Consider the following 10,123-nt stretch of genomic DNA (forward strand, 5'->3'; position numbering starts at 1 on the left):
GGGTGAGGGGGTGGCTCGGTCTCACGACGTCATCCCCTAGATGCGGCGGCCGGAGGCCGCGTCGAACAGGTGGCTGTGGGCGGGAAGGGGAATCAACGGCACCACGTCGCCCGGCGCCACCGGGCGGCGGCCATGCATCACCGCGGCGATGCGGGTGCCGGCCAGGGTGCCGTAGAGATGGGTCTCGGCGCCGGTGGGCTCGACCAGGTCGATCGTCACCGGCACGCCGCCGCCGCTGTCAACGACGGTGAAATGCTCCGGCCGCACGCCCAGCAGCACCGGCTGGTCGTCCTCGGCCCCGTAGGCCCCGCGGTCGGGGGCGGGGAGGCGGGTGCCGTCCTCGGCCTCCACCACCGGGCCGTCGGCGCCGCGGCGGTAGCGGCCGGGCAGGAAGCTCATCGACGGAGAGCCGAGGAAGCCGGCGACGAAAATGTTGGCCGGCAGGTCGTACAGGTCCAGCGGCTTGCCCTGCTGCTCGATCCGCCCGCCATTCATCACCACGATCCGGTCGGCCAGGGTCATCGCCTCGATCTGGTCGTGGGTGACGTAGACGATGGTGGTGCCCAGGCGGCGGTGCAGCGCCTTGATCTCGGTGCGCATCTGCACCCGCAGCTTGGCGTCCAGGTTCGACAGCGGCTCGTCGAACAGGAACACGGCGGGGTCGCGCACGATCGCCCTTCCCATGGCGACGCGCTGGCGCTGGCCGCCGGACAGCTGGCGCGGCAGCCGCTCCAGATAGTCGAACAGGTTCAGGATGCCGGCCGCCCGCTCGACCTTGCCCGCGATCTCCGGCTTCGCCTCGCCGCGCAGCTTCGGGCCGTAGGCGATGTTCTGCCGCGCGGTCATGTGCGGGTAGAGCGCGTAGGACTGGAACACCATGGCGATGTTGCGCTTCTGCGGCGGCACCTCGTTGGCGCGGGCGCCGCCGATCGCGAGTTCGCCGTCGGAGATGGTTTCCAGCCCTGCGATCATGCGCAGCAGGGTGGACTTGCCGCAGCCGGACGGCCCGACCAGGACGACGAACTCGCCATCGGCGATGTCGAGGTCGATCGCGTGGATCACCTGCGCGTCGCCGTAGCGCTTCACCACCCCGTCCAGCCGCACCGTCGCCATGTCGGGCCTCCCTATGCCGCCAACGGAAGCACGTCGCGGATCCTTTCCCCCAAACCCGTCATGGCGAGGAGCGGAGCGACGTGGCCATCCAGGGGCCGGTGCGAGCCGCCCTGGATGGCCACGCCCCTGCGGGGCTCGCCATGACGATTGGAGGAGGGGCTGACGATCCGCGCCATTGAATCAGAACTCTTCAAGGGTCAGCTCGGCCGCCATCACCCGGTTGCCGGCGGTCAGGCCGCCATCGACCGGTAGCATCGCGCCGGTGATGAAGCCGGCCAGGTCGTCATCGGCCAGGAAGGCCACGGCCTTGGCGATGTCGGCCGGCTCGGCCACCCGCTGCAGCGGGTACCATTTGCGCAGGGACTCGAAGATCTCCGGCTTCCGGTCGACGCGGGCCTGCCAGATCGGGGTGCGGACGGTGCCAGGGCAGATCACGTTGGCGCGGATGCCGAACGGCCCGTACTCGACCGCCAGCGCCTTGGTGTAGCTGATCAGCCCGGCCTTGGCGGCGCTGTAGGCGGGATGGCCCAGCGTCAGCAGCCCGTTGACGCTGCTGATGTTGACGATGTTGCCGCGGCGCCGCGCCTTCATGCCGTCGATCACCGCGGCGACGACGTGATACGGGCCGTTCAGGTTCAGCACGACATCGCCGGCCCAGCTTTCGGCGGAAGTCGAGGCCAGGGTGCCGCCGCCATTGCCGCCGCCGGCATTGTTGACGGCGATGTCGACCGGGCCGGTGCGGGCCACCGCGGCGTCGATCGCGGCGCGGGTGGCGCGGGCGTCGCAGAGATCGGCCGGCGCGGCAGCGGCCTTGATGCCGGCCTCGGCGAGCTTGGCGACACGGGCCTCCAGCGCCGCGACGTCGCGGTCGGACAGGATCAGCGCCGCCCCGGCCTGGGCGAACAGGTCGACGATCGCCCCGCCGATGCCGCCGAGCGCCCCGGTGACGAGAACGGTCTGGTCCGCGAAGCGCGTCATGGCTGTCTTTCCGGCAGGAGAGGAGGCTGGAGGCCGATGGTAGCTCAATGTTTGAAACTTACAAGACAGGCATCGCGCATGTGCAGTGCAGCATCGATGTGGAGCCTCAAATTGTCGGAAGATTCCAGCACTGCTGCGGTATAGCGGAAGAAAATCGGCCGGCGCGCCGTTTCCGAATTGCGCCCCGCCGGCGATTGTAAGAGAGTTACACGCAGGGCGGCTCCGGCAGAAAGCCGGGCGCGGCCGTCCCCGGTTATCCGGTTCCAATTGCGGCTCGCGCGGCTTGGCGTCACCAAAAAGGGGCGTCGCCGAAACAGGAGGCTCTCCATGCAGCATGCGTTCCGGTCCGTGCTCCTCGGCGCGGGCGCCTCGATCCTGGCGGCGCTGGCCGCAGCACCGGCCGTCGCCGCCGAGGTGCGGGTGACGGTGGCGGAGTACAGCTCCAAGACCGGCCCCTATTTCGAGGAGGCGGCGAAGGCCTTCGAGGCCAAAAACCCCGGCACCGACATCAAGATCGAGGTGGTGCCCTGGGACGTGTTGCAGCAGAAGCTGACCACCGACATCGCCGGCAACGCCAATGCCGACCTGGCCATCATCGGCACGCGCTGGCTGGTGGATTTCGTGCAGCAGGGCGTGGTGTCGCCGCTGGACGGCTACATGACCGACGAGTTCAAGGCGCGCTTCATCCCGACCTTCTTCGCGCCCGGCGTGCTGGACGGCAAGACCTACGGCCTGCCGATCGCCTCCTCGGCCCGCGCCATGTACTACAACAAGGATTTGTTCGAGAAGGCGGGCATCGCCGCCCCGCCGGCCACCTGGGACGAGCTGGTCGAGGACGCGAAGAAGATCAAGGCTCTCGGCGCCAAGGACACCTACGGCTTCGGCCTGCAGGGCAAGGAGATCGAGACCGACGTCTATTTCTACTATGCGATGTGGAGCTTCGGCGGCGACATCGTGGTCGACGGCAAGAGCGGCGTCGACAGCGACGCGGCCATCAAGGCCGCGACCCTCTACAAGCAGATGATCGATGACGGGCTGACCGAGCCGGGCGTCACCGCCTACAACCGCGAGGACGTGCAGAACCTGTTCAAGCAGGGCCGCATCGGCATGATGTTCACGGCGCCGTTCCTGGCCAGCCAGATCAAGACCGAGGCGCCGAACCTGAAATACGGCGTCGCGCCGGTGCCGAAAGGCACCACCTCGGCCACCTACGCGGTCACGGATTCGATCGTGATGTTCGACAACTCGAAGGTGAAGGACGAGGCCTGGAAGTTCATGGACTTCCTGTTCCAGAGCGACTGGCGCGAGAAGTTCACGGTCAATGAGGGCTTCCTGACCGAGAACCAGGCGGTGGCCAAGCTGCCGTACTTCACCGACGACCCGAACCTCAAGGTCTTCACCGCGATGCTGCCGAGCGCGAAGTTCGCCCCGACCATCGCCGGGTGGGAGGAGATCGCCGACGCCACCAGCCGGGCGCTGCAGAAGATCTATCTCGGCGAGGCCAAGCCGGAGGAGGCCCTGAAGGCCGCAGCCGAGCAGGCCAACGGCGTCCTGGGCGCGAAGTAGGGGCGGCGCTTCCCTTTTGCTGTCATTACCGGTTTGGCTCCGGTCCTGTGTCCTACTTTACTGTCATCCTCGGGCTTGACCCGAGGATCCAGGGGCTTTCAAGAACGGTTCTTGGTGGCCCCTGGATTGCCGGGTCAAGCCCGGCAATGACAGTAAAGGGCGGGATCGGCACCTCTATTTACAACTTCAAAGGCTCAACCGGACACCCGCGGGTCAAACCCGGGCATGACAGCTTGGGGTAAATGGCAATGATCCAAGCCTGGCAGGCCAAGGACAGTCAGTGACGACCGAGACCGAGAGGCAAAACGTTCCGATGTCGGCACCCCTGGCCGTGCGGCTTCCGGGCCTGACGCCGATCCTGCTGATCCTGCCCAGCTTCCTGCTGGCGGCCTTCATCATCGCCTATCCGGTGTGGGACCTGCTGACGGTGGCCTCGCACCAGGTCAACCGCTTCGGCCAGCTGCGCGACTTCACCGGCCTGGCCAATCTGGACAATGTCCTGGCCGACCCGCTGTTCACGGAGATCCTGGGCCGGACGGTGCTGTGGACCGCCGCCGTCGTGGCCGGCACGGTGCTTGTCTCGGTGCCGGTGGCGCTGATCCTGAACACCGAGTTTTACGGCCGCGGCCTGGCCCGGGTGATCGTGATGCTGCCCTGGTCGGTGTCGCTGACCATGATGGCGATCGTCTGGCGCTGGGCGCTGAACGGCGAATCCGGCCTGTTGAACCTGACCCTCCAGGATCTCGGCATCACCGACCACAACGTGATCTGGCTGGCCTCGGCCGCCACCGCCTTCCCGATCCAGATCCTGATCGGCATCCTGGTGTCGGTCCCGTTCACGGTGACGATCTTCCTGGGCGGCCTGTCGTCGATACCGAGCGACATCTACGAGGCGGCGTCGACCGACGGCGCGACGTCCTGGCAACGGTTCCGCACCCTGACCCTGCCGCTGATGCGGCCCTTCATCAACATGGCGGTGGTGCTGAACATCATCTACGTCTTCAACTCCTTCCCGATCATCTGGGTGCTGACCTCGGGCGGGCCGTCGGATTCGACGCAGATCCTGGTCACCTACCTGTACAAGCTGGCCTTCTCGCTCGGGAAGATGGGGGAGGCGGCGTCGATCTCGCTGATCATGTTCGCCATCCTGCTGGTCTTCACCCTGATCTATCTGCGCATGGCGATGCGGAGCGAGCGCAATGGCTAGGTTGCACGCGGCCGGGAGCGGCGACGAGCCGGGTGCAGACAGCCCCCAGCTGTCATCCTCGGGCTTGACCCGAGGATCCAGGGGCGGCCAGAGCGGCTCTTGGTGGCCCCTGGATTGCCGGGTTGATCCTCGGGTCAAGCCCGAGGACGGCAATGACAGTAGAATTTCAGCCTTCGCCCAAAGACCGCCATGCTGAAGAAGAGCCTCCTGTGCTGGCTGGCGCTGTCGCCGCTGATCGTCGTCGTGCTGTTCCCCTTCGCGGTGATGATCGCCACCGCGCTGAAGCCGGCGGCCGAGGTGCTGGCGGCCGACCCGTCCTGGCTGCCCAGCCGGATCGCCTGGGAGAACTTCGTCACCATGTGGCTGGCGACGGATTTCGGCACCGCGCTGCTGAACAGCCTCTACGCCGCCACCCTGGCGACGCTGCTGGCGCTGGCGGTCAGCATCCCGGCCGCCTACGCCATGTCGCGCTACCGCTTTCCGGGGCAGGGGCTGTACCGCGACTTCCTGCTGGTCACCCAGATGCTGTCGCCGATCGTGCTGGTGATCGGGCTGTTCCGGCTGGTGGCCTGGCTCGGCCTCGTCGGCTCGGTCGATTCGCTGGTGCTGGTCTATGCCGGCTTCAACATCGCCTTCGCCGTGTGGATGCTGCAGAGCTATTTCGCCACCATCCCGCTGGACCTGGAAGAGGCGGCGTGGCTGGAGGGCGCGTCGCGCTTCCGCACCGTGATCCGCGTGTTCCTGCCGCTGGCGGCGCCGGCCATGGTGGTGACGGCGATCTTCACCTTCATCAACGCCTGGAACGAGTTCGCCGTGGCGCTGAGCCTCCTGCGCGCGCCGGAGACGCACACGCTGCCGATCAAGATTTTCTCCCTCGTCGCCGGCCGCTATACGATCGAGTGGCATCACGTCATGGCCGCGACATTCGTGGCGACGATCCCCGTCGCCATCGTCTTCGCCTGGCTGCAGCGCTATCTGGTGCGCGGCCTGGCCCTCGGCGCCGTCAAATAGGAAAGACCATGAGCAAGCGAGAGCATTTCGGAACCACCGTCACCGGCGCCGGCGGGCAGAAGCTGCCCTTCTCCAAGGCCGTGCGGGCCGGCGACTATGTCTATGTCTCCGGCCAGGTGCCGTTCGACGAGACCGGCGTCGTCGTCACCGGCGGCATCGAGATCCAGACCCGCCAGACCATGAAGAACGTCCAGGCGGCGCTGGAGCTGGCGGGCTGCACGCTGGACGACGTGATCAAGGTCACGGCCTGGCTGGACGACACCCGCGACTTCGCGGCCTTCAACCGCACCTATGACAGCTATTTCACCGGCGACCGCCCGGCGCGCTCCTGCGTCCGCGCCGACATGATGGTCGACTGCAAGGTCGAGATCGAAGCGATCGCGTACAAGCCTTTGTGAGACCGTCCGATACTGCTACTGGCGTGGCCGTCTGACGGCGGTTTCTCCGCTTCCGGTGCTCACGCACCAAACGTGCGCTGCGCTCCGGTTCTCGAAACCACCGCCAGCCGACTCACGCCAGCGCAGTCTCGAACGATCTCAACGTCTCCCGCGGTATCGCCGGGACCGGCCGTTCGCCCTGCACCATGGTGCGGTACAAGAGCCGGTCCTGGCCGTCATAGTCGTTGACGGCGTAGTGCAGGGTGCAGCGGTTGTCCCAGATCGCCAGGTCGCCGGCCTTCCAGCGCAGCCGGCAGGTGAATTCCGGCCGGATCGCATGGGCGTAGAGGAAGTCGAGCAACGGCTTGCTCTCCTCCGCCGTCATGCCGGCGAAGCGCTGGGTGTAAATCGAGTTGATGAACAGCGCCTTGCGGCCGGTGGCGGGATGGACCCGCACCACCGGATGCGCGACCTCGCGGTCCGCCTCCGGCCGGTTGCGCTCGATGCCGATCGACTTCGAGACGGCGACGTTCCCCGGCACGCCGCCGGTGCCGTAGGGCTTGCCGGAATGCATGGAGTCGAGGCCGTCCAGCAGCGCCTTCATCCCGTCCGACAGCGCGTCATAGGCGTCGTACATGTTGGCGAACAGCGTGTCGCCGCCATGGCTCGGCACTTGGACGGCATAGAGCAGTGACGCCATCGGCGGCTGGTCGAGGAAGCTGAAATCGGAATGCCAGGCATTGCCGAAGGTGCTGACCTTGCGCTCATCGGCCGATTTCTTGACGGCGACGATGTCCGGATGCTCGGCCATATGCGTGATGTAGGGCGCGCGGCTGATGGTGCCGAAGCGGCGGGTCAGCGCCACCAGGTCCTGCGGCGCCAGGTCGAGCCCGTGCAGATGGATCACCAGGTGATCGTCCAGGGCCTGGCGGATCGCGGCGAAGAGCGCGTCGTCGACCGGGCCGGCGAGGTCGATGTCGGCGCCGAGCGACCCGGCCATCGGCCGGATGTCGAGGCGTGAGTCGAGGCTGGTCATGAAGGGAGTATGGGCCGTGGTTCGGCCGGCCGGAAGACCTGGGATGTTGCAGTCACAGGAGTCATCGATCTGTCCGGTTCGGCTCGTTGCGTTGCCTCTCCCGCCGGACGCGGGAGAGGTCGGACGCCCGCAGGGCGGCCGGGTGAGGGCTGGTCCCGGCCTCGACGAAGTCCCCTCACCCGGAGCCGCTTCGCGTCTCCGACCTCTCCCGCAAGCGGGAGAGGCAATCTGATCCTAGCTGCCTGGAATTTCGATGATCCCCCCGCTCAGCTCGCAGCGAACAGGGCGTTGATCTCCTTGTGCGGCACCGCGTCGTCGGCATAGCCGAAGCTGCCGTGGTCCTTGATCTCGCGGGCGGCGCGCAGGAAGCCGCCCAGCGCGGCCCGGGCCAGCGAGCCGCCGACGCTGATCCGCTTCACCCCGATCTGGCCCAGCTCCTCGACCGTGAAGCGGGCGCCGACCAGACCCATCACCACATTGACCGGCCGGTCGACCGCGCCGACCACCGCCTCGATCTCCTCCCGCGTCGCCAGGCCGGGGGCGTAGAGCACATCGGCGCCGGCCTCCTGGAAGGCCTGAAGCCGGCGGATCGTGTCGGCCAGGTCGCGGCGGCCGTGCAAGAAATTCTCGGCCCGCGCGGTCAGGGTGAAGGGGAAGGGCAGGGACCGTGCCGCCACCACCGCCGCCCGCACCCGCTGCACCGCCTGGTCGAGGCCGTAGATCGGGTCGTCCTCGCGGCCGGTGGCGTCCTCGATCGAGCCGCCGACCAGCCCGATCGCGGCGGCCTGGCGGATCGTCTCCGCCGCCGCCTCGGGCGCGTCGCCGAAGCCGTTCTCGAGATCGGCGGAGACCGGCAGGCCGGTGGCCTCGACGATGGCCCGGGCGTTGGCGAGCGTCTCCTCCCGGCTGACCTTCTGCGCCCCGTCATTGCGGCCGAGGGTGAAGGCGTAACCGGCGCTGGTGGTGGCCAGCGCCTCGAAGCCGAGCCCGGCCAGCAGCTTGGCGGTGCCGGCGTCCCAGGGGTTCGGGATGACAAAGGCGCCCGGCCGCGCATGCAGGCGCTGGAAGGCGAGGGCCTTTTCGGTCTGGCTGGTCATGGGGTCCTCCCGCGTGGGCAGGAGGTTATGTTCGGCTTTTGTTCCGGTGTGGTCAAGCCCGGTGGGAGCCTTCTCAGAATTCCCGCACCGTCATTGCGAGGAGGCGAAACCGACGAAGCAATCCATCGGTCAGCATGAGCTGCTGCATGGATTGCTTCGCTGCGCTCGCAATGACGGTGTGGGGATGGCGAAGGGCGGACGCCAGGAATGGAAGGTCAGCCCACCCGCTCATATCGCAGATGCCGGGCCAGCCAGCAGCCGACCTCGACCTCCGCCACCCGGCCCGTGCCGTCGCGGCGGAACGCCAGGGTCCAGTCGCCGGGCGGGGTGTGATCCAGGGCGCGCGGGCAGGGCAGGGCCCAGACATCCGGCCCGACCGGGTCCAGGAGCTCCATCCGGCCCTGGCCCAGGAAGCCGGAGAAGCCGCCATACAGAGCGCCGCCGGCATCGACGACCTCCAATTCCGCGTCCAGCTCGCCGCAGCGGTAGCGGCCGCCGAGGTCGAGCGCCGGCTCGCCGTTGCAGGGGACGAGGCGCGAGCTCTGGTTCTCCTGCGGCCGGTCCAGCCACAGCCCGTCCGCGGCAGGGCGCAGCCGGGTGCGGCCGTTGCCGGCGCTGCCGTCCGTCTGCAGCTCCAGCTTCTCCGCCGAATGGCCGAAGCGCAGCCGCACCTTGCCGTCGGCCATGTCGATACGGGCCGACAGCCCGGTCTCCGGCTCGATATAGGCGCCGAGCCAGTCCGGGGCCGGCAGGTCGGCGGCCGGCTTCGTCCGCTCCTCGCCCAGCACCGCGGCCACCAGGTCCAGCGCCGCGGCCTGGGCATCGGAGAGGTGGTTGAACAGCACCACCACCGAGACCCGCTCCGACGGCACATACAGGCGATGGCTGCGCCAGCCGCGCAGCGCGCCGCCATGGCCGGTATAGGCGCGGCCGAACTCGGTCGACCGGTTCAGGCCGAAGCCGTAGGGGGCGGCGGCGCCGTTGGCGAAGGTCACCGGCGCCGACAGGCGGCTGTACAGCGCCTCCGGGTCGTCGCGGGTGGCGTCGATATGGCGCTCCCAGGCGATCATGTCGTCCAGGCTGGCGCCGAGGCCGGCATCGCCGGTCCACAGGATGCGGTTCTCGGCGGCGCGGAAGCCGCCGGCCTGCGTGCCCTCATAGCCTTCGGTGCCGTCCGGCATGGCGCGGGTGTCGGCGGCCAGGATGGCGCTGTCCATGCCGGCGCGGTCGAAGATGCGGCTGCGCAGCAGCTCGCCGAAGCCGCGGCCGGTGCGGGCCTCGAGGATGTCGGAGAGCAGCCGGAAGTTCTGGTTGACGTAGGAGTAGCGGCTGCCCGGCGCGAAATGCAGCGACCGGGTGCCGGCGATCACCTTCGCCGCCTCGCGGTCGCCGAAGGGCGACTCGGCCGGGGCGCCGTACAGCATCGCCACGGCCCAGTAGTCGCGCAGGCCGGACTGGTTGTGGCACAGGTGCAGGGCGCCCGGCGCCTCACCTTCAAGATGCGGCAGGCGGGCGCGGACGTCGCCGTCCAGCACCGTCGGGTCCGGGAAGGCGTCCAGCACCAGGCCGCAGGTGAACTGCTTGGTGACCGAGCACATCCGGAACAGCGATTTCGGCGTGAACGGAATGCGCCGCTCGGCATTGGCCCAGCCCCAGGCGTGGCGGGCCAGGATCTCGCCGTCCCGCAGCACGGCGGCGGCGCCGCCGGGCCCGGGATAGAGGCGGGGGAGGGTGGCGA

General features: G+C 68.4%; 10 protein-coding genes (1 of these 10 cut by a window edge). 4 read left to right on the forward strand and 6 right to left on the reverse strand.

What is annotated here, in order from left to right; translation table 11 throughout:
• Positions 1 to 36: 36 nt before the first annotated feature.
• From BWR60_RS33980 to BWR60_RS36690, 3 genes are all read right to left on the reverse strand, one after another.
• The gene (locus BWR60_RS33980) at positions 37 to 1,113 is read right to left on the reverse strand and encodes an ABC transporter ATP-binding protein (RefSeq protein WP_088157426.1); all 1,077 of its coding nucleotides are present in this window, start codon (positions 1,111 to 1,113) and stop codon (positions 37 to 39) included.
• A gap of 180 nt (positions 1,114 to 1,293) precedes the next feature.
• Entirely contained in the window at positions 1,294 to 2,091 is a 798-nt protein-coding gene (locus BWR60_RS33985; RefSeq protein WP_088157428.1) for an SDR family oxidoreductase, read from the reverse strand.
• Between the two features lie 44 nt (positions 2,092 to 2,135).
• Positions 2,136 to 2,420, reverse strand: coding sequence for a hypothetical protein (locus tag BWR60_RS36690; RefSeq protein WP_144445854.1), 285 nt, complete (start codon positions 2,418 to 2,420; stop codon positions 2,136 to 2,138).
• Between BWR60_RS36690 and BWR60_RS33990 the strand changes: the two genes are divergently transcribed.
• The 4 genes from BWR60_RS33990 to BWR60_RS34005 all read left to right on the forward strand — a co-directional run bounded on the left by BWR60_RS33990 (position 2,419) and on the right by BWR60_RS34005 (position 6,273).
• A complete protein-coding gene (locus BWR60_RS33990) occupies positions 2,419 to 3,657 on the forward strand; it encodes an ABC transporter substrate-binding protein (protein WP_088157430.1) in 1,239 nt (412 codons plus the stop codon). The two genes, BWR60_RS36690 and BWR60_RS33990, sit on opposite strands and share 2 nt — an antisense overlap.
• Before the next feature lie 313 nt (positions 3,658 to 3,970).
• Positions 3,971 to 4,864: a carbohydrate ABC transporter permease gene (locus BWR60_RS33995; RefSeq protein WP_088157432.1), complete on the forward strand. Its 894-nt coding sequence runs from the start codon at positions 3,971 to 3,973 to the stop codon at positions 4,862 to 4,864.
• Positions 4,865 to 5,053: 189 nt separating this feature from the next.
• Positions 5,054 to 5,875, forward strand: coding sequence for a carbohydrate ABC transporter permease (locus BWR60_RS34000; protein WP_088157434.1), 822 nt, complete (start codon positions 5,054 to 5,056; stop codon positions 5,873 to 5,875).
• Positions 5,876 to 5,883: 8 nt separating this feature from the next.
• The gene (locus tag BWR60_RS34005; protein ID WP_088157436.1) at positions 5,884 to 6,273 is read left to right on the forward strand and encodes a RidA family protein; all 390 of its coding nucleotides are present in this window, start codon (positions 5,884 to 5,886) and stop codon (positions 6,271 to 6,273) included.
• Positions 6,274 to 6,385: 112 nt separating this feature from the next.
• On the opposite strand, the gene BWR60_RS34010 is transcribed toward BWR60_RS34005, so the two are convergent.
• The 3 genes from BWR60_RS34010 to BWR60_RS34020 form a co-directional block, all read right to left on the reverse strand.
• The gene (locus tag BWR60_RS34010) at positions 6,386 to 7,288 is read right to left on the reverse strand and encodes a TauD/TfdA dioxygenase family protein (protein ID WP_088157438.1); all 903 of its coding nucleotides are present in this window, start codon (positions 7,286 to 7,288) and stop codon (positions 6,386 to 6,388) included.
• 266 nt (positions 7,289 to 7,554) lie between these two features.
• A complete protein-coding gene (locus BWR60_RS34015) occupies positions 7,555 to 8,385 on the reverse strand; it encodes an isocitrate lyase/PEP mutase family protein (protein WP_088157440.1) in 831 nt (276 codons plus the stop codon).
• Between the two features lie 215 nt (positions 8,386 to 8,600).
• Positions 8,601 to 10,123 carry the 3' portion of a D-aminopeptidase gene (locus BWR60_RS34020; RefSeq protein ID WP_088157442.1) on the reverse strand. The gene runs 49 nt beyond the window's last position, so 1,523 of the gene's 1,572 nt are visible here — the last part of the coding sequence; its start codon lies beyond the right edge, outside the window — the gene reads right to left on this strand; the stop codon is at positions 8,601 to 8,603.

This window comes from Inquilinus limosus (assembly GCF_002195995.1).
Taxonomy (GTDB): Bacteria; Pseudomonadota; Alphaproteobacteria; order DSM-16000; family Inquilinaceae; genus Inquilinus; species Inquilinus limosus_C.

Excerpts from the sequence above, each read along its gene's own strand:
- BWR60_RS33995 (WP_088157432.1), top strand. The coding sequence starts at position 3,971 with ATGTCGGCACCCCTGGCCGTGCGGCTTCCGGGCCTGACGCCGATCCTG.
- BWR60_RS33985 (WP_088157428.1), bottom strand. The coding sequence starts at position 2,091 with ATGACGCGCTTCGCGGACCAGACCGTTCTCGTCACCGGGGCGCTCGGC.
- BWR60_RS33980 (WP_088157426.1), bottom strand. The coding sequence starts at position 1,113 with ATGGCGACGGTGCGGCTGGACGGGGTGGTGAAGCGCTACGGCGACGCG.
- BWR60_RS34010 (WP_088157438.1), bottom strand. The coding sequence starts at position 7,288 with ATGACCAGCCTCGACTCACGCCTCGACATCCGGCCGATGGCCGGGTCG.
- BWR60_RS34000 (WP_088157434.1), top strand. The coding sequence starts at position 5,054 with ATGCTGAAGAAGAGCCTCCTGTGCTGGCTGGCGCTGTCGCCGCTGATC.
- BWR60_RS36690 (WP_144445854.1), bottom strand. The coding sequence starts at position 2,420 with ATGGAGAGCCTCCTGTTTCGGCGACGCCCCTTTTTGGTGACGCCAAGC.
- BWR60_RS33990 (WP_088157430.1), top strand. The coding sequence starts at position 2,419 with ATGCAGCATGCGTTCCGGTCCGTGCTCCTCGGCGCGGGCGCCTCGATC.
- BWR60_RS34015 (WP_088157440.1), bottom strand. The coding sequence starts at position 8,385 with ATGACCAGCCAGACCGAAAAGGCCCTCGCCTTCCAGCGCCTGCATGCG.
- BWR60_RS34005 (WP_088157436.1), top strand. The coding sequence starts at position 5,884 with ATGAGCAAGCGAGAGCATTTCGGAACCACCGTCACCGGCGCCGGCGGG.